Source organism: Mitsuaria sp. PDC51 (assembly GCF_900113225.1).
Lineage (GTDB): Bacteria > Pseudomonadota > Gammaproteobacteria > Burkholderiales > Burkholderiaceae_C > Roseateles.
In genome coordinates, this window is the sequence record NZ_FOZE01000001.1 from 1,111,705 (window position 1) to 1,129,980 (window position 18,276).

At 69.5% G+C, this 18,276-nt stretch carries 16 protein-coding genes and 1 tRNA gene; 13 read left to right on the forward strand and 4 right to left on the reverse strand.

Going from position 1 to position 18,276, the window contains the following annotated elements:
* The 4 genes from BM393_RS04915 to BM393_RS04930 all read left to right on the forward strand — a co-directional run bounded on the left by BM393_RS04915 (nt 1) and on the right by BM393_RS04930 (nt 3,496).
* On the forward strand, nt 1–186 hold the full coding sequence (locus BM393_RS04915; RefSeq protein ID WP_091722933.1) for a DUF2065 domain-containing protein: 186 nt from the start codon (nt 1–3) through the stop codon (nt 184–186).
* 162 nt (nt 187–348) lie between these two features.
* Nucleotides 349–1,512: an ATP phosphoribosyltransferase regulatory subunit gene (locus tag BM393_RS04920; RefSeq protein ID WP_091722937.1), complete on the forward strand. Its 1,164-nt coding sequence runs from the start codon at nt 349–351 to the stop codon at nt 1,510–1,512.
* 53 nt (nt 1,513–1,565) lie between these two features.
* The gene (locus tag BM393_RS04925) at nt 1,566–2,903 is read left to right on the forward strand and encodes an adenylosuccinate synthase (protein WP_091722941.1); all 1,338 of its coding nucleotides are present in this window, start codon (nt 1,566–1,568) and stop codon (nt 2,901–2,903) included.
* A 71-nt stretch (nt 2,904–2,974) separates the two neighbouring features.
* Nucleotides 2,975–3,496 carry a phosphoribosyltransferase gene (locus tag BM393_RS04930; RefSeq protein WP_091722945.1) on the forward strand — a complete coding sequence of 174 codons (522 nt, stop codon included), beginning with the start codon at nt 2,975–2,977 and terminating at the stop codon, nt 3,494–3,496.
* 217 nt (nt 3,497–3,713) lie between these two features.
* Here BM393_RS04930 and BM393_RS04935 read toward each other — a convergent pair.
* Nucleotides 3,714–3,798, reverse strand: a tRNA-Leu gene (locus BM393_RS04935).
* Between the two features lie 117 nt (nt 3,799–3,915).
* On the opposite strand from BM393_RS04935, the gene rnr reads away from it, so the two are divergent.
* Entirely contained in the window at nt 3,916–6,366 is a 2,451-nt protein-coding gene (gene rnr / locus BM393_RS04940; RefSeq protein WP_091725051.1) for a ribonuclease R, read from the forward strand.
* A 74-nt stretch (nt 6,367–6,440) separates the two neighbouring features.
* On the opposite strand, the gene BM393_RS04945 is transcribed toward rnr, so the two are convergent.
* From BM393_RS04945 to BM393_RS04955, 3 genes are all read right to left on the reverse strand, one after another.
* Nucleotides 6,441–7,967: an NAD(P)H-hydrate dehydratase gene (locus BM393_RS04945; RefSeq protein ID WP_091722950.1), complete on the reverse strand. Its 1,527-nt coding sequence runs from the start codon at nt 7,965–7,967 to the stop codon at nt 6,441–6,443.
* 73 nt (nt 7,968–8,040) lie between these two features.
* Nucleotides 8,041–9,246 carry an FAD-dependent oxidoreductase gene (locus BM393_RS04950; protein ID WP_091722955.1) on the reverse strand — a complete coding sequence of 402 codons (1,206 nt, stop codon included), beginning with the start codon at nt 9,244–9,246 and terminating at the stop codon, nt 8,041–8,043.
* 1 nt (nt 9,247) lies between these two features.
* Nucleotides 9,248–10,603 carry an amidase gene (locus tag BM393_RS04955; protein WP_091722958.1) on the reverse strand — a complete coding sequence of 452 codons (1,356 nt, stop codon included), beginning with the start codon at nt 10,601–10,603 and terminating at the stop codon, nt 9,248–9,250.
* A 204-nt stretch (nt 10,604–10,807) separates the two neighbouring features.
* Between BM393_RS04955 and rpsB the strand changes: the two genes are divergently transcribed.
* From rpsB to rseP, 8 genes are all read left to right on the forward strand, one after another.
* Complete coding sequence (gene rpsB, locus BM393_RS04960; protein WP_091722962.1) at nt 10,808–11,554, forward strand: 30S ribosomal protein S2; 747 nt, start codon at nt 10,808–10,810, stop codon at nt 11,552–11,554.
* A gap of 118 nt (nt 11,555–11,672) precedes the next feature.
* On the forward strand, nt 11,673–12,569 hold the full coding sequence (gene tsf / locus BM393_RS04965; RefSeq protein WP_091722965.1) for a translation elongation factor Ts: 897 nt from the start codon (nt 11,673–11,675) through the stop codon (nt 12,567–12,569).
* Nucleotides 12,570–12,676: 107 nt separating this feature from the next.
* Entirely contained in the window at nt 12,677–13,387 is a 711-nt protein-coding gene (pyrH, locus tag BM393_RS04970; protein ID WP_091722969.1) for a UMP kinase, read from the forward strand.
* Between the two features lie 94 nt (nt 13,388–13,481).
* Nucleotides 13,482–14,042 (forward strand): ribosome recycling factor, encoded by a 561-nt coding sequence (gene frr / locus BM393_RS04975; RefSeq protein WP_091722973.1) that lies wholly within the window; start codon nt 13,482–13,484, stop codon nt 14,040–14,042.
* Between the two features lie 13 nt (nt 14,043–14,055).
* Entirely contained in the window at nt 14,056–14,787 is a 732-nt protein-coding gene (gene uppS, locus BM393_RS04980) for a polyprenyl diphosphate synthase (protein ID WP_255511904.1), read from the forward strand.
* Nucleotide 14,788: 1 nt separating this feature from the next.
* A complete protein-coding gene (locus tag BM393_RS04985) occupies nt 14,789–15,622 on the forward strand; it encodes a phosphatidate cytidylyltransferase (protein ID WP_091722977.1) in 834 nt (277 codons plus the stop codon).
* Nucleotides 15,623–15,641: 19 nt separating this feature from the next.
* Entirely contained in the window at nt 15,642–16,850 is a 1,209-nt protein-coding gene (gene ispC, locus BM393_RS04990) for a 1-deoxy-D-xylulose-5-phosphate reductoisomerase (protein WP_091722980.1), read from the forward strand.
* Between the two features lie 54 nt (nt 16,851–16,904).
* A complete protein-coding gene (gene rseP, locus BM393_RS04995) occupies nt 16,905–18,275 on the forward strand; it encodes an RIP metalloprotease RseP (RefSeq protein WP_091722983.1) in 1,371 nt (456 codons plus the stop codon).
* The last annotated feature ends 1 nt before the right edge of the window (nt 18,276 follow it).

The following is an 18,276-nucleotide window of genomic DNA, read 5'->3' on the forward strand; positions in this document are numbered from 1 at the left end:
ATGAGCGGCGACAAGTGGCTGGCGGCGCTGGCGCTGCTGCTGATCATGGAAGGGCTGATGCCCTTCCTGAATCCTGGCGCCTGGCGGCAGCTGTTCGCCCGGCTGCTGGCGATGAGTGACGGCCAGCTGAGGTTCCTCGGGCTGGCCAGCCTCGCCTGCGGCGCGCTGCTGCTGTTGCTGCTTTGACGCGCTCCCGAAGCGCCCGAAGCATCCCAAATGGGCAGCCCGTCACGAAGGCTCGGTGAATCGTTGGCGAATCCGCGCCGGGCCCCCGCGTGAGGGGCTCGGAGGTCGAGGTTCGCCGCGACCCCGGTACAATGCCGTTTTTAACCCCCTCCCTGAACGTCCATGGCCTCTGCTTGGCTGCTGCCCGAGCACATTGCTGACGTCCTGCCCTCCCAGGCCCGCCGCATCGAAGAACTGCGCCGCGAGTTGCTGGACATGGCGCGGACCTACGGTTGCGAGCTGGTGATGCCTCCGATGCTGGAGCATCTCGACTCGCTGCTTTCCGGCACCGGTCAGGCGCTGGACCTCAAGACCTTCAAGCTCGTCGACCAGCTCTCCGGTCGCAGCCTGGGCCTGCGCGCCGACACCACGCCGCAGGTCGCGCGCATCGATGCCCACCTCCTGAACCGCGCCGGCGTGACGCGCCTGTGCTACTGCGGTCCGGTGCTGCACACCCGCGCCGAAGGCCTGACTGCGACGCGCGAGCCGCTGCAGTTCGGCGTCGAGATCTACGGCCATGCCGGGCTCGAGGCCGACCTGGAGGCGCAGGAACTGGCCATCGACGCGATGCAGCGCGCCGGCCTGACGCAGCTGGTGCTGGACCTCGGCGACGCGCGCCTGGTGCGTGGCGTGCTGGGCGATCACGCCTTGAGCGAGGACCGCCTGAATGCGCTGGTGGCCGCCATGGCCGCCAAGGACGCGGCCGGCGTGGCGGCGTTCTCCAACGAACTCCCGGACGACGTCGTCACCGCGCTGCAGACGCTGCTGCGCCTGTACGGCGGTGTCGAGGTGCTGGCCGACGCGCGCCGCGCGCTGCCGGCCAATGCGCTGGTGACGGCTGCGCTAGACGACCTGGAGTGGTTGATCCGTCACCTGCGCGCGGCCTATCCCGACGTGCGCATCGGCGTGGACCTCGCCGACCTGCCGGGCTTCGGCTACTACAGCGGCGTGCGTTTCGCGCTGTACGCGGTGGGCGGCACCGATGCCGTCCTGCGCGGCGGCCGCTACGACGAGGTGGGGGCGGTCTTCGGCCGTCGCCGTCCGGCGGTCGGCTTCAGCCTGGACCTGAAGACGCTGGTGGGGCTGATTCCCGCCACCTCGCTGCGGGCCGCGGTGCGTGCCCCCTGGGGCGAGGATCCCGACCTGCGCGCGGCCGTCCGTCGCCTGCGCGAGCAGGGCGAAACCGTGGTCTGCGTGCTGCCGGGCCACGAACAAGAGAACGACGAGTTCGAATGCGACCGCGAGCTGGTTCAGGCCGGCGGTCAATGGGTGCTGCGATCGCTCTGAGCGACGCGATCCGCCCCTCCACCCCCTCAACCTCAATTCATCGGAAGAACGTCATGCAAAGCAGTGAGATCGCGCGCGGCCGCAACGTGGTGGTCGTCGGCACCCAGTGGGGTGACGAAGGCAAGGGCAAGGTCGTCGACTGGCTGACCGATCACGCCCAGGGCGTGGTGCGCTTCCAGGGCGGTCACAACGCCGGCCACACGCTGGTCATCAAGGGCGTGAAGACGGCGCTGCAGCTGATCCCCTCGGGCATCATGCGCGACGGCGTCGCCTGCTACATCGGCAATGGCGTGGTGCTGGATCCGACCCACCTGCTGTCGGAGATCGAGCGCCTGGAGAAGGCCGGCGTCGAGGTGCGTTCGCGCCTGTACATCAGCGAGTCCTGCCCGCTGATCCTGCCCTTCCACGTCGAGGTCGACCGCGCCCGCGAGGCGCTGCGCGAGAGCAGCGGCAGCGGCAAGATCGGCACGACCGGCAAGGGCATCGGCCCCGCCTACGAGGACAAGGTCGCCCGCCGCGCGCTGCGCGTGCAGGACCTGAAGCATCCGGAGCGTTTCGCCAAGAAGCTCAAGGAACTGATCGACCTGCACAACGTCGCGCTGACCGGCTACCTGAACGCGAAGGCGCTGGAGTTCCAGCCGATCTTCGACCATGCGATGGCGCTGGCCGAGCAGGTCAAGCCGATGATGGCCGACGTCGGCTACATGCTGCACAAGGCGCATCTGCGCGGCGACAACATCCTGTTCGAAGGCGCGCAGGGCACGCTGCTGGACATCGACCACGGCACCTATCCGTATGTCACCTCGAGCAACTGCGTCGCCGGCAACGCCGCCGCAGGCGCGGGTGTGGGGCCGCAGATGCTGCATTACATGCTGGGCATCACGAAGGCCTACGCGACCCGCGTCGGCTCGGGCCCGTTCCCGACCGAGCTGGACTGGGAAACGCCCGGCACGGTGGGCCACCACCTGTCGACGGTCGGCCAGGAGCGCGGCACGGTCACCGGCCGTGCGCGCCGCTGCGGCTGGATCGATGCCGCCGCGCTGAAGCGCTCGATCATCATCAACGGCATCAGCGGCCTGTGCCTGACGAAGCTGGACGTGCTCGACGGCCTGGCTGAGATCAACATGTGCGTGGGCTATGAGCTCGACGGCAAGCAGCTCGACATCCTGCCGCTGGACGGCGACGAGATCGCCGCGTGCAAGCCCATTTACGAAGTCTTCCCCGGCTGGACCGAATCGACCTTCGGCATCACCCGCTGGGAGCAACTGCCGGAGAACGCGCGCAACTACCTGAAGCGCGTGGAAGCGGTGATCGGCGCGCCGATCGCCATGGTGTCCACCGGCCCCGACCGCGACCACACCATCCTGCTGCAGCACCCGTTCCAGGGTTGAGCGATCGCTCGAGCCCTGTTGTATTCCGTCTTATCCAGACCTGATCCATTCTTCGCTGAGGAGCCTCCCCCATGCTGACCGACGACGGCAAACATCTGTACGTGTCCTGGGATGAATACCATTTGCTGATCGAACGCCTGGCGCTGAAGGTGCACGCCTCCGGCTGGGAGTTCGACCAGATCCTGTGCCTGGCGCGTGGCGGCATGCGCCCGGGGGATGTGCTGTCGCGGGTGTTCGACAAGCCGCTGGGCATCATGTCGACCAGCTCTTATCGGGCCGAGGCGGGGACGATCCAGGGGCGGTTGGATATCGCCAAGTACATCACCATGCCCAAGGGTGAACTGGCCGGGAGAGTGCTGCTGGTGGACGACCTGGCGGACTCTGGCGTGACGCTGAAGGCGGTCGTGGAGCGGCTGCGGGGCATGCCGGCGATCAGCGAGCTGCGCTCGGCGGTGATCTGGACGAAGAGCGTGTCGGAGTACACGCCGGACTATTACGTCGAAATGCTGGAAACCAGTCCGTGGATCCATCAGCCGTTCGAGGATTACGACGCGCTGCGGCCAGATGCGCTGGCGAAGAAATTCGCGATCTGATGAGGGAAGGGCTGACGGATGTCGGCCCTTTTTGTTTGGCGGTTGCTGCGCGGGCGCCGCGCTCGCTGCCACCGCCGGAGAGGACTCGGTCACGCTTCGCGCGACCCCGGTTTGGACCAACGGTCCAAACCATTCGAGTCCTCCCGTGATGCCCACCGGGCATCACTTCCTGGGCGGAAAAATGAGAAAAGCCGGCTCATGGCCGGCTTTTCAGAATTGGTGCCCAGGAGAGGACTCGAACCTCCACGGAGTTACCCGCTAGTACCTGAAACTAGTGCGTCTACCAATTCCGCCACCTGGGCAAGGTCAAAAGCCAACTTCTCGAAAAACTCAGCTCAAGCGACTTTGCAGTATTCTTGAGCCTTCAGTTTCTTCGAAACGCCAAACGGCTTCTGCGTTTCAGGAAAGACAAGGATTCTATTATCAAAAACTTCAAGAACGCAAGCCCCCAAAGCCATCCGCTGATGGGGGAGATCGAAGGCACGGTGCAAGGTCACCGGGATGGGCACGGATTCCTGATGCCCGACGACGGCCAGCCCGACGTTTACCTCTCCTCGCAGGAAATGCACGCCGTGATGCACGGCGACCGCCTGCGGGTGCGCGTTGTGCGCTTCGACAAGCGCAACCGCCCCGAAGGCCGCGTGCTTGAGATCCTGGAGCGCCGCAAGAAGCCCATCATCGGCCGGCTGCTGCTGGAGTCGGGCATCTGGCTCGTCGCGCCCGAAGACAAGCGTTATGGTCAGGACATCCTGGTCCCGAAGAACGCGATCGCCAACGCCACCGCCGGCCAGATCGTCGCGGTCGAGCTGACCGAACCACCGTCGCTGTACTCGCAGCCGGTCGGCCGGGTGACCGAAGTGCTGGGCGAGATCGACGACCCCGGCATGGAGATCGAGATCGCCGTGCGCAAGTACGAGGTCCCGCACGCCTTCAGCGCCGACACGCTGCAGCAGGCCGCGAAGCTGCCGGACCGCGTCCGCGCGGTCGACATGAAGCACCGCATCGACCTGCGCGACGTGGCGCTGGTGACCATCGACGGCGAGGACGCGCGCGACTTCGACGACGCCGTCTATTGCGAACCCCACAAGCAGGGCAGAGGCAAGACCGCCTTCAAGGGCTGGCGCCTGCTGGTGGCGATCGCCGACGTCAGCCATTACGTCAAGCCCGGCGAGCCGCTGGACCGCGATGCCTATGAGCGCGCGACCTCGGTCTACTTCCCGCGCCGCGTGATCCCCATGCTGCCGGAGAAGCTCTCCAACGGGCTGTGCTCGCTGAACCCGGAGCAGGACCGCCTGTCCATGGTCTGCGACATGCTGGTCACCGAGGCCGGCGAACTGCACGCCTACCAGTTCTATCCCGCGGTCATCAACTCGCATGCGCGCTTCACCTACACCGAGGTGGCGGCGATCCTGGGCAACACCCATGGCCCCGAGGCCCACAAGCGCCAGGCGCTGGTGCCGCACCTGCTGCACCTGCACGAGGTCTACCGCGCGCTGCTGTCGCAGCGGGCCAAGCGCGGCGCGGTGGACTTCGAGACCACCGAGACCCAGATCGTCTGCGACGACAACGGCCGCATCGAGAAGATCGTGCCGCGCACCCGCAACGAGGCGCACCGGCTGATCGAGGAGGCGATGCTCGCCGCCAACGTCTGCGCGGCCGACTTCATCGCCGGCGGCAAGCACGCGTCGCTGTATCGCGTCCACGAGGGCCCGACGCCCGAGAAGCGCGGCACGCTGCAGGCCTACCTGCGCGCGCTGGGCATCGGCATGGGCATCAGCGACGATCCCACGCCGGGCGAATTCCAGGCGATCGCCCAGGCGACCAAGGACCGTCCCGACGCCCAGCAGATCCACACGATGCTGCTGCGCTCGATGCAGCAGGCGATCTACACGCCGTTCAACTCGGGCCACTTCGGGCTCGCGTACCAGGCCTACACGCACTTCACCAGCCCGATCCGGCGTTATCCGGACCTGCTGGTGCACCGCGTGATCAAGGCCCTGCTCGGGACGAAGAAGTACGCCCTGGACGCGCACAAGATGGAAGCGGCCAATCCGCTGCCCAAGCGCCCGGGCAAGGCCGCGCCGAAGATCCCGAACCCGGGCCTGGCGTCGACCGAGCTCGAGCGCTGGGAGGTGGTCGGCGCGCACTGCAGCGCCAACGAGCGCCGCGCCGACGAGGCCTCCCGCGATGTCGAAGCCTGGCTGAAGTGCCGCTACATGCGCGACCACCTGGGCGAGGAGTTCGCCGGCACCGTCAGCGCGGTGACGAGCTTCGGCCTGTTCGTGCAGCTCGACGCGATGTACGTCGAGGGCCTGATCCACATCACCGAGCTCGGTGGCGAGTACTTCCGCTTCGACGAGGTCCGCCAGGAACTGCGGGGCGAGCGCACCGGCATTCGTTATGCCACCGGCGCGCGCGTGCAGGTGCAGGTCAGCCGCGTCGACCTGGACGGCCGCAAGATCGACTTCCGCCTGGTGCGCGAGCAGGACGAGCACCGCCTGCTGCGCGGTGCCCACCGCGACAAGTTCGGCGACAAGCGGGGCGACGGCAAGGGGCCGGCGCGCAAGCAGGACAAGCGCGCCGAGCAGCGCGCCCGGCGTGAAGCCGCGGCCGCGCCCGCCGCGACGGTCGAGCCGATGCCGCTGCCGCCGCCGGACCCGCCCACGGCGGTCGATGCGCTCGAGCGCATCGAGCAGGCCGACCGCGTGCTGAAGGCCGAGCGCCGCAAGTCGGAACGCGCGACCAAGGGCGCGTCGGCGCATCCGGTCAAGGCGGCCAAGCGCACGGCGCGCGGCGCGGCGAAGTCGGTCGCCGCGAAGGGCAGCGGCGCCCCCGCGGCCAAGACGACGCGTCGCAAGCGAGGCGCCTGACGGAAGATCACCCGCTTCGAGCGGGATGACACGAGGCCTGGCATTGCCAGGCCTTCGTCGTTGTGGGCACGCGGCTACGCGGCCGGGGCGTGCAGCGCGGCCATCGCTGCCACGAGGTCCGCGGCGAGCATCGGACCGGCGTGGCCTTCCGCGGCGGCGCCGTGCCAGGCGACCGCGGCCGTGGCGAGATCGTGCGGCGAGACCTCCGGCGACTGCGCCCACATGCCGCCGATCCAGCCGGCCAGCACATCGCCGCTGCCCGCCGTCGCCAGCGCCGACGAGCCGGTGCTGTTGATCGACAAGGGCTGCGCCGCCGAAGCGACGACGCTGCCCGAGCCCTTCAGCACTACCGTCGCGCCGAAGCGCTGAGCGAGCTGCGCAGCGGCCGCGAGCCGGTCGGCCTGCACGTCGGCGGCTGACGTCAGTCCGAGCAGGCGGGCGGCTTCCAGCGGATGGGGCGTCAGGAGGGTCGACCAGCCATGGGCGGCGCGACGGCGCAGCGAGGCCTGCAGCGATTCATCGCCGGCCACGAGGTTGAGCGCGTCGGCATCGAGCACGACGTGGCGTGCGCCATGCAGCACGGTCGAGAGCGCCGGCGCGATCGCCGTCCCGCCGCCGCAGCCGCACACCGCGACGACGTCCCGCCAGGCTTCGGCGGGAGCGCTCCAGCGCGCGAAGTCCCAATGCATCAGCTCCGGCTGGGCCGGCCAGGCCAGGCCGTCGTCATCGGGCAGCGCCGCGTAGACACGCCCGGCGCCGGCCGCGAGCGCGGAGGTGGCTGCGAGCCACGCGGCGCCGCGCATCGTCGGCGCCCCGCCGAGCACGACCACGTCGCCATGCCGCCCCTTGTGGCTCGAGGCCGACCGGCGGAAATCGCGCTGCCAGCGCGCGATGCGCTCACGGCCGAAGAGCGTGGCGGGCGCTTGCGCGACGGCGCCCTCGGCCGGCGCCTCGCCGAGGTCATCGAACCACAGGCGCCCGGCGAGCGCGCGCCCTTCGCCGGTGAACAGCCCGGTCTTGAGCGTCAGGAAGGTCAGCGTGTGGTCGGCCTCGACCGCATGAGCGCCCAGCGGCTGGCCCGTGCGCACGTCGAGCCCGCTCGGCAGGTCCACGGCAAGCACCAGGGCGCCGGCAGCGCGCAAGGCGGCGATGGCCTGGATCGCATCGACGAACGCGCCGTCGGGCGCGCGGTTCGCGCCAAGGCCGAGGAGGGCATCGATGACCAGGTCGGTATCGTCCGGCAGCGTGGCAAGGTCGGTGAGCGTTGCCAGGCCGGTGGCGCGCGCAGCGTCGAGCGCATGGGCCGCATCGGTGCCCGGCGCCGGTTCGGTGCCGACCAGGCGCAGGTCGACGCGCCATCCGCGCGCCGCGAGATGCCGGGCCGCGATGAGACCGTCGCCGCCGTTGTTGCCGGGGCCGGCGATGACGACGGCGTGGCGGCCGAGCGGTCGCAGCGCCAGCGCGAGTCGGGCGACCGCCAGGCCGGCTCGTTCGATCAGCGTGTGGGGCGGGTGGCGCGAGAGCGCGGCCGACTCGATGCGTCGACTCGACGCCGCATCGTGCAAGGGCTGCGCGAGGGAGAGGGGGAGGACGGGCCGCATGGCGCCGACTCTAGCGCTTCGGCCCCCGGAGCGTGGCGAGGCGGGGCGCCGCCAGACGCTTCCGCGTCGATGGTCAGCGCAGCCGGCCGGGCTCCAGCAGCGCGGCGTCGATGCCCGGGTCCTGCTTCGCCAGCCGGGCCGAGATCAATTGCGCCGCGGCGCCGGCCATGGTCCAGCCATGCTCGCCGTGGCCGATGTTGAGCCAGACGCCGGGCAGGCCCGACTCGCCGATCAGCGGCAGCTCGTCGGGCAGCAGCAGCCGCGCGGTCTTCCAGCGCTGTTGTCCGCCGGCCAGCAGCGCGCCGGGGAACCAGTCATGCGCCGCCTGGTGCAACGCGCCCATCGACTGGCCGTCGGGCTGCGACGAGGCGCCGCCGAGCTCATTGGCGCCGCCCACGCGCACGCGCTGCCCCAGCCGGGTGAGGCTGACGCCGAGGCTCATGTCGACCACGGTGGCGCGCGGCCCCAGGTCCGGGTGCGCTTCCAGCTGCCGCAGCGGTGCCGTGATCGTGTGGGTGTGGACCGTCCCCCAGGGCAGCTTCAGGCCCTGCGCCGCGAGCAGCGGCGCCGCGCCCTTGCCCGCGCACACCAGCACCGCGTCCACGCGCACCGGCTCGCCGGCCGCGACGTGCACCGCGGGCGAGCTGCCCGGCTCGACGCGCAGCACGTCGGTGTTGAAGTGCCAGTGCACGCCCAGGCGCTGCGCCTCCACCCGCAGCGCCTGGCTGAACTGGCGCGCGTTGGCGGCTTCGTCCTGCGTCAGCAGGATGCCGCCGTGCAGCGGCGTTTCGGCGTTGAGTCCGGGTTCCTGCGCGCGGCATCCCTCGGCATCGAGTTCGCGGTGCGGCACCTGCCGCTCCTGCAGCCGGGCGAGCAGCGCCGCCGCGGCCTTGTAGTCCTTGGCGCTGCGCCACAGCAGCAGCACGCCGGCCTCGCGCTCGACCTCCATCTGGAGTTCACGTCGCCACACCGCCATCACCGCCTGCCCGCGCAGCGCCAGCGCGTGCAGCGCCTCGGGCATCGCCTGCGCGCCGCGCGCACGACCGGCGCGCCAGTGGGCGAAGCGCCAGCCGATCTGGCCCGGCTTGCCGCGCCAGCGCAGCGGCGCGTTCGCCCGCGCGGCCATCAGGCCCGGCGCGATGAGCCCCGGCGGCGCGAAGCTCGCGCCGGTCGCGACGCTGGTGTCGCGCTCGAAGACCTGGACCTCGTGCCCTTGCAGCGCGAGTTCGTAGGCGCTGGTCACGCCGGCCAGGCCGGCGCCGATGATGGCGATCCGCATCTCAGCGCGCTCCCGCCGCCAGGGCCGCTTCGACGCGCGCGGCCGCGCCGAGCACGGCGGCGTCGCGCGACGCCGGCGCCCACAGCATCAGGCCGACCGGCAGCTCGCCTGGGCGCTCGCACGGGATCGAGATCGCGCAGCCGTCGAGCAGGTTCACGACGGCGGTGTTGCGCAGCAGGCGCGCGTTGGTGGCAAAGAACAGGTCGTCGCTGTGCAGCAAGGGGGCGATCTCCGGGGCTTGCAGGGGAACGGTGGGGCTGAGGAAGACATCGATGCCCTGCATCGAGGTCTTCATGTCGTGGATCCAGCGCTGGCGCGCGTCGAGCAGCGCCTGGTAGGCGTCGGGCGCGATCGACGCGCCGCGGCGGATGCGCAGCGCGACGCGCGGGTCGTAGCGGTCGCCGCGTTCGGCGAGGCGCGCATGGTGCCACGCCCAGGCCTCGGCGGCGGTGATGCCGCCCTGGGTTTGCAGTTCCGCCACACGGGGCAGGGCGGGCAGCGCGCGTTCCTCGATGCGCGCGCCGGCCGATCGCAGCGTCGCCAGGGCGCGCTCGAAGGCGCTCGCGATCGCCGGCTCCAGCTCGTCCTGCATGAAGGTCGGCGTGATCGCGAATCGCCAGGCCGACAGCGGGCGCGCGTCGATCTCTAGCGGAGCGCCGCTCAGCACCGAATCGAGCAGCGCCGCGTCCCTCACCGAGCGCGTGATCGCGCCGGCCGTGTCCAGCGACGGCGAGAGCGGCAGGCAGCCGCCCAGCGGCACCCGCCGCGCCGTGCCCTTGAAGCCCACCAGACCCTGCAGCGCGGCCGGGATGCGCAGCGAGCCGCCGGTGTCCGAGCCGAGCGCGGCCCACGCCGCGCCCGCCGCGACGCTGACCGCGCCGCCGGAGGTCGAGCCGCCGGGGATGCGGTCCAGGCCGTCGAGGGCGTGTGTCACCGGATTGCGGGGCGTGCCGTGGTGCGGATTGATGCCGACGCCGGAGAAGGCGAACTCGCTCAGATGGGTGTGGCCGACCAGCGCCGCGCCGGCGGCGCGCAGCCGGGCCACGGCCGGGGCGTCGCGGGTGGCGGGCGGGGCGTCGTCCATCGCGGCGGAGGCTGCCGTGGTCGGCATGCCGGCGACGTCGAACAGGTCCTTCACCGAGACCGCCAGGCCGCCCAGCGGCGGGCGAGGCTCGCCGCGGGCGGCCGCTGCGTCGCTGGCCTGGGCGGCGGCGAGGGCCTCCGCGTCGAAGCGTCGCAGGAAGATGTGCTCGCAGGCCGGGGCGTCGGCGCGGGCCAGGTTGGTGGCGAGCAGGGCGGCGGCCGACTGGCGGCCCTCGCGCAGGGACGCCAGCGCGTCGGTCAAGTCGATCGGCATGCCAAAACGGGTTATACTCTTCGGGTTTTTGCCGGACGACCCAGCCAAGGGGGCTGGAATCCGGCGGGAACGCGGTGTGCAGGCGGAGGATCCAAGTCCTTGTCGCACGTCGCAAATTCGCGGATCCGGCGAATCAAGGTGTTGCAACGTACAAGCAGACGTCGCAATTCGTGCCGGATTCTAGAACCAACCTTCGGAGTACTTATGTCCGTCACGATGCGTGAGATGCTGGAAGCCGGCGTCCATTTCGGTCACCAAACCCGCTTCTGGAACCCCAAGATGGCCCCGTATATCTACGGCCATCGCAACAAGATCCACATCATCAACCTCGAGAAGACGCTGCCCGCGTTCGAGGAAGCCCTGAAGTTCGTGCGCCAGCTCGCTGCCAAGCGCGGCACGATCCTGATGGTCGGCACCAAGCGCCAGGCCCGTGACATCGTCGCCGCCGAAGCCGAGCGCGCCGGCGTGCCCAGCGTGAACCAGCGTTGGCTGGGCGGCACGCTGACCAACTTCAAGACGGTCAAGACTTCGCTGAAGAAGCTCAAGGACATGCAGAGCCAGATCGACGCCGGCACCCAGCCCGCGATCAAGAAGGAAGCCCTGATGTTCCAGCGCGACATCAGCAAGCTGGAAAAGAACATCGGCGGCATCCAGGACATGGCCGCGCTGCCTGACGCCCTGTTCGTCATCGACGTCGGCTACCACAAGATCGCCGTCGCCGAAGCCAAGAAGCTGGGCATCCCGGTCATCGGCGTCGTCGACACCAACCACTCGCCCGAAGGCATCGACTACGTCATCCCCGGCAACGACGACTCGGCCAAGGCGGTCGCCCTGTACGCCAAGGCCGTCGCCGACGCCGTGCTGGAAGGCCGTGCCAACTCGACGAACGAAGTCGTCCAGGCCGTCGCCGCCGAAGGCGACGAGTTCGTGGAAGTGAACGAAGGCGCCTGATCCAGGCCCGAAGCCCTCAAGGGACATGACAAGGGGGCTGATTCAGCCCCCTTCGTCCAACCAGATTCAGAATTCCGCGGCGCCGGGTCGTTCCGGGCCGCGACACACGGAGATTGAAATGGCAGCAATTACCGCAAGCATGGTCGCCGAGCTGCGCGCCCGCACCGACTCCCCGATGATGGAGTGCAAGAAGGCCCTGACCGAGGCCGACGGCGACATGACCCGCGCGGAAGAGATCCTGCGCGTCAAGCTGGGCAACAAGGCCGGCAAGGCCGCCTCGCGCATCACCGCCGAAGGCGTCGTCGCCGCCGCCGTGAAGGGTGCCGCCGGTGCCGTCATCGAAGTCAACTGCGAAACCGACTTCGTTTCCAAGAACGACGCCTTCCTGGCCTTCGTGAACGCGCTGGCCGGCCTGGTCGCCGAGAACAACCCCGCCGACATCGCCGCCCTGTCCGCCCTGCCGCTGTCGCAGGAAGGCTTCGGCCCGACGGTCGAGGACGTGCGCAAGGGCCTGATCGGCAAGATCGGCGAGAACATGACGATCCGCCGCTTCAAGCGCTACGAAGGCGCCAAGCTGGCGTCCTACCTGCACGGCACCCGCATCGGCGTGATCGTCGAGTTCGAGGGTGACGAAGTCGCCGCCAAGGACGTCGCGATGCACGTCGCCGCGATGAAGCCGGCTGCGCTGTCGTCCGCCGAAGTCCCGGCCGAGCTGGTCGAGAAGGAGCGCAAGATCGCCGCCGAGAAGGCCGCCGAATCCGGCAAGCCGGCCGAGATCGTCGCCAAGATGGTCGAGGGCTCGGTGCAGAAGTTCCTGAAGGAAGTCTCGCTGCTGGACCAGGTCTTCGTGAAGGCCGCCGACGGCAAGCAGACCGTCGCCCAGATGCTCAAGGAGAAGGCCACGACGGTGAAGTCGTTCACCCTGTACGTGGTGGGCGAGGGCATCGAGAAGAAGGTCGACGACTTCGCCGCCGAAGTGGCTGCCCAGGTGGCGGCCGCGAGCAAGCAGCAATAAGCATCGCGACTCAAAAAGGGCGCCTCTGGCGCCCTTTACACTTGTGCGCTTGCGCATGCAGGCGCACGCACGACACTCTCTCTATCGGCTGTATTGACGAGGTAACAATGCCCGCCCACAAACGCATCCTGCTCAAGCTTTCCGGTGAAGCCCTGATGGGCGACGACTCCTACGGCATCAACCGCGCGACCATCGTGCGCATGGTCCAGGAAATCCAGGAAGTGACGAAGCTCGGCGTCGAAGTCGCGGTCGTCATCGGCGGCGGGAACATCTTCCGCGGCGTGGCGGGCGGCTCGGTGGGCATGGACCGCGCGACGGCCGACTACATGGGCATGCTGGCGACGGTGATGAACTCGCTGGCCCTGGCCGACACGATGCGCCAGGAAGGCATGACCGCCCGCGTCATGTCGGCGATCGCGATCGAGCAGGTCGTCGAGCCCTACGTGCGCCCCAAGGCACTGCAGTATCTGGAAGAAGGCAAGGTCGTCGTGTTCGCCGCCGGCACCGGCAACCCCTTCTTCACGACCGACACGGCCGCCGCGCTGCGCGGCGCGGAAGTGGGCGCCGAGATCATGCTCAAGGCGACCAAGGTGGACGGCGTCTACACCGCCGACCCGAAGAAGGACCCGACCGCGACGCGCTACGCCCGCATCACCTTCGACGAGGCCATCAGCAAGAACCTGCAAGTCCTGGACGCGACCGCGTTCGCGCTGTGCCGTGACCAGAAGCTCCCCATCAAGGTGTTCTCGATCTTCAAGCCGGGCGCGCTCAAGCGCGTCGTGATGGGTGAGGATGAAGGCACCCTGGTGCACGTCTGAGGCGGCTCGCGCGTTGGAGTCCGGATCGCCGCTCCACCGGGAGCGGATCCTGCTCCGCCGATCCCGCTCGACCCTTTGATCCGAGGAAAAGAACATGAGCATCGCCGACATCAAGAAGAACGTCGAAGCCAAGATGGCCAAGTCCGTCGAGGCCTACAAGAACGAACTGCAGAAGATCCGCACCGGTCGCGCCCACCCCGGCCTGCTGGACCAGGTGCACGTGGACTACTACGGCTCGATGGTGCCGATCTCGCAGGTGGCCAACGTCACGCTGCTGGACGCCCGCACGGTCAGCGTGCAGCCCTGGGAGAAGGGCATGGGCCAGAAGATCGAGAAGGCCATCCGCGAATCCGACCTGGGCCTGAATCCGTCGTCGCAGGGCGACCTGATCCGCGTGCCGATGCCGCCGCTGTCGGAAGAGCGCCGCCGCGATCTGGTGAAGGTCGCCAAGGGTGCTGCCGAGGATGCCAAGGTCGCCGTGCGCAACCTGCGCCGCGATGCCAACGAGCAGGCCAAGAAGATGGCCAAGGACAAGCTCATCACCGAGGACGACGAGCGTCGCAGCCAGGACGAGGTCCAGAAGCTGACCGACCGCGTCGTCAACGAGATCGACAAGCTGCTCTCGGCCAAGGAAGCCGAGATCATGGCCGTCTGATCGTCGCGTCCTTGTGAGCGCCGACAGCAAGGCGGGTGTGCCCCGTCATGTGGCCATCGTCATGGATGGCAACGGTCGATGGGCGAAGAAGCGCTTCCTGCCGCGCTTCTTCGGCCACAAGCAGGGCGTGGACGCCCTGGTGCGCGTGGTGCAGGCCTGCATCGACCGCGACATCGAGTACCTCACCGTCTTCGCCTTCTCCAGCGAGAACTGGAAGCGGCCCAGCGACGAGGTGTCCGGCCTGATGGGCCTGGTGCTGGCGGCGGTGTCCCGCTACCTGGCGCGCATGGGCGCGATGGGCGTGCGCATCCGCATCGTCGGCGACCGCGAGGCGGTGTCCGACAAGCTGCGGGCCGCCTGGGCCGAGGCCGAGAACTCGACCGCCCACAACAGCAAGCTGACGCTGAACGTCGCGTTCAACTACGGCGGCCGCTGGGACATCGTCCAGGCCTGCCGCAAGGCGATGGAGGCCGGCGTGCAGCCGGCCGAACTGACTGAGGCGAAGCTTTCCGAGTTCATGGCGATGAGCTATGCGCCGGATCCCGACCTGTTCATCCGCACCGGCGGCGAGCTGCGCATCAGCAACTTCATGCTCTGGCAGACCGCCTACACCGAGTTCGTGTTCTCCGATTGCCTGTGGCCGGAGTTTGGCGAAGCGCAACTGGACGAGGCGATCGCCGCGTTCCGGGCGCGCGACCGCCGCTTCGGTGGCGTCAACGTGCCGGGCGTTGCCCAGGAGGCTTGAAATGCTGCTTCAGCGCGTGATCACGGCCCTGGTCCTGCTCGCGATCCTGTTGCCGGCGCTGTTCGCGTCGAACCCGATGTGGTTCGCGCTGCTGACGCTGGTCATGATCGCGGCGGCCGGGTGGGAATGGTCGCGGCTGAACGGCAAGCCCGGCGCTCCGGCGCTCGCGTTCGGCGCCGCGCTGGCGGCGGCCTGCGCGGCGACGTTCTACGTCGTCGGTTTCCAGGTGCCGGCCTGGTGCTGGTGGCTGGCGGGCGGGCTGTGGGTGCTTGGCGGCGTGCGCGCGCTGGCGGTCGGCGTGGCCGGCTGGCCCAGACTGTCGCCGGCGCTGCGGCTGCTCCTCGGGGCGGTGCTGCTGTGGGCGGCCTGGCTGGCGCTGGTCGTCGCGCGCCAGCGCGGCATCAATTTCCTGTTGTCGGCGATGTGCCTGGTCTGGATGGCCGACGTCGCCGCCTACTTCGCCGGCAAGACCTTCGGCCGTCGCAAGCTGGCGCCGGCGATCAGCCCGGGCAAGAGCTGGGAAGGCGCGATCGGCGGCCTCGTCGGCGTCATTGTCCTGGGCGTCGTCTGGGTGCATGTGATCGACCTGCGCCTGCCGGTGGATTCGCCCTCGATGTACACCGTGCTGGTGCAGCGGCTGGGCCTGGTGTCGCTGCTGGCGCTGGTCTTCCTGTCGGCGATGAGCGTCGTCGGCGACCTGTTCGAATCCTTGGTCAAGCGGGCCGCCGGCGCCAAGGACAGCAGCCAGCTGCTGCCCGGTCACGGCGGCGTGCTGGACCGTGTCGACGCGCTGCTGCCGGTCCTGCCGCTGGCACTGGCGCTGACCTCCCTCTGATACCGCGGATTTCCCAGCGATGAGCTCCACCTTCCACCGTCCGCAGCAGGTCTGCGTGCTGGGGTCCACCGGATCGATCGGCACCAGCACGCTGGACGTGATCGCGCGTCACCCCGACCGCTACCGCGTCTTCGCGCTGTCGGCGATGAGTCGCGTCGACGAACTGGCGGCCCAATGCCTGCAGCATCAGCCGCGCTTCGCCGTGCTGCCGGATGCCGCGCTGGCGGCGCAACTGCGCGCGAGACTGCGCGAAGCCGGCTCGCGCACCGAGGTGCTGGACGGCATGGCCGCGCTCAGCGAGATCGCCGCCCACCCCGAGGTGGACGCGGTGATGGCGGCGATCGTCGGCGCGGCCGGACTGCCGCCAGCGATGGCCGCGGCGCGCGCGGGCAAGCGGCTGCTGCTGGCCAACAAGGAAGCCATCGTGCTCGGCGGCGCGCTGTTCATGCAGGCGGTCGAGCAGGGCGGCGCCACGCTGCTGCCGGTGGACTCGGAGCACTCGGCGATCTTCCAGTGCCTGCCCGAGGACCGGTCGACCTGGTCCCAGCGCATCGACCACATCGTGCTCACCGCGTCCGGCGGGCCGTTCCGCCAGCGTGATCCGGCCTCGCTCGCCGATGTCACGCCGGAGCAGGCCTGCGCGCATCCGAACTGGGTGATGGGTCGCAAGATCTCGGTGGACTCGGCCACGATGATGAACAAGGCCCTCGAGGTCATCGAGGCGCGCTGGCTCTTCAACCTCAAGCCCGAGCAGATCAAGGTCCTGATCCACCCGCAGAGCATCGTGCACTCGATGGTGGTCTGCCGCGACCACTCGGTGCTGGCGCAGCTCGGCACGCCCGACATGCGGGTGCCCATCGCCTATGCGCTGGCCTTCCCCGAACGTGTCGAGTCGGGCGCCGGGCTGCTGGACCTGCTCAAGACCCCCAGCCTGGCCTTCGAGGAGGCGGACGCGGTCCGCTTCCCCGGCCTGCACCTGTCGTGGCAGGCGCTGCGCGCGGCCGAGGGCAGCACCGCGGTCCTGAACGCGGCCAACGAGGAGGCGGTGGCCGCCTTCCTGGACCGTCAGCTGCGCTTCGATCACATCTGCCGCATCAACCGCGACGCGCTCGAGGCGGTGATGCCGCAGGCCGGCGAGGTCGACAGCGTCGAAGGCCTGCTGGCGCTCGATGCCCGGGCTCGCCGGCACGCCCGGCAGCGGATCGCGGCGCTTGCCGCCGCGGTCTGACCCTTCCGTCACCGGTCGCCACACCGATCCCGCCTTCGATCCAGGACGCCCGCGATGCTCTCCCAAGTCCTCTATTTCCTCGTCACGCTGGGCATCCTGATCGTGATCCACGAGTGGGGTCACTATCGCGTCGCCCGCGCCTGCGGCGTCAAGGTGCTGCGCTTCTCGGTCGGGTTCGGCCGCGTGCTGCTGCGTCGGCGCAAGTCGCCGGACAGCACCGAGTTCACGCTCAGCGCCATCCCGCTCGGCGGCTATGTCCGCATGCTCGATGAAAGCGACGGCCCGGTGGCGCCCGGCGAGCAGTCGCAGGCCTTCAATCGCAAATCCCTGTGGCAGCGCGCGGCCATCGTCGCCGCGGGCCCGGCCGCCAACCTGATCCTGGCGGTGCTGCTGTTCGCGGCGGTCGGCTGGATCGGGCGCGAGGAGCCCAAGGCGCTGCTCGGTTCGCCGGTGGCCGGAGGCTTGGCCGAGCGCGCCGGCCTGCGCGCCGGTGACTTGGTGCAGGCCTGGTCCTCCGATGGCGAGGACTGGGAGGACGTGCGTTCGATGCCGGACTTCGGCTGGCAGCTGGCGCAGGCGGTGGCCGACAAGCGGCCGCTGCTGCTGAGCGTCAGCGACGCGGCCGGCCATGGCCGCCGCACGGTCCGGCTGGAGACCGACACGTTGGAGAGCCGCGACTTCGACGAGAAGACCATGGGCCGCATCGGCCTGGGCGGTGTGTTCGTCGAGCCGGTGCTGGGGCGCATGGTCCCGGGCGAGCCCGCCGAGGCTGCCGGCCTGCTGCCCGGGGATCGCGTGCTGCGTGTCAATGACGAGCCAGTGCTGGACGTCGCCTGGTTCATCCAGCGCGTGCGCCGCGCGGTGGTCGACAACCAGGCGGAGCCGCTCAGACTGCAGGTCCTTCGCGACGGCCAGCAGCTCGAGCGGGTGGTCACGCCGCGCGTCGAGATCGCCGGCGACCAGCGCGTCGCGCGCATCGGCGCCGGCTTCGACGCCCGGCCGGCGCTGGTCACGGTCCACTACGGTCCCGTCGAATCGGTGAGGCAAGGCCTGACCCGGACCTGGGAACTCAGCGCGCTGACGGTGAAGACGCTGGGCCGCATGTTGGTGGGTGAAGCTTCGGTAAAGAACCTCAGCGGCCCCCTCACGATCGCCAAGGCCGCGGACCAGTCGGCGAGCCTCGGGCTGACGGCGTTCCTGAGTTTCCTCGCGGCGGTCAGCGTGAGCCTCGGGGTGCTGAACCTGCTGCCGCTGCCGATGCTCGATGGCGGACACCTGATGTATTATCTTTTCGAGGGTTTGAGCGGCCGCCCTGTCTCTGAGTGGTGGCACAAGCAGCTGCAACGCGCAGGCATCGCCGTCGTGCTGCTGATGATGAGCCTGGCCCTTTTCAACGATCTGACCCGCACGCTGGGTCTGCACTGAA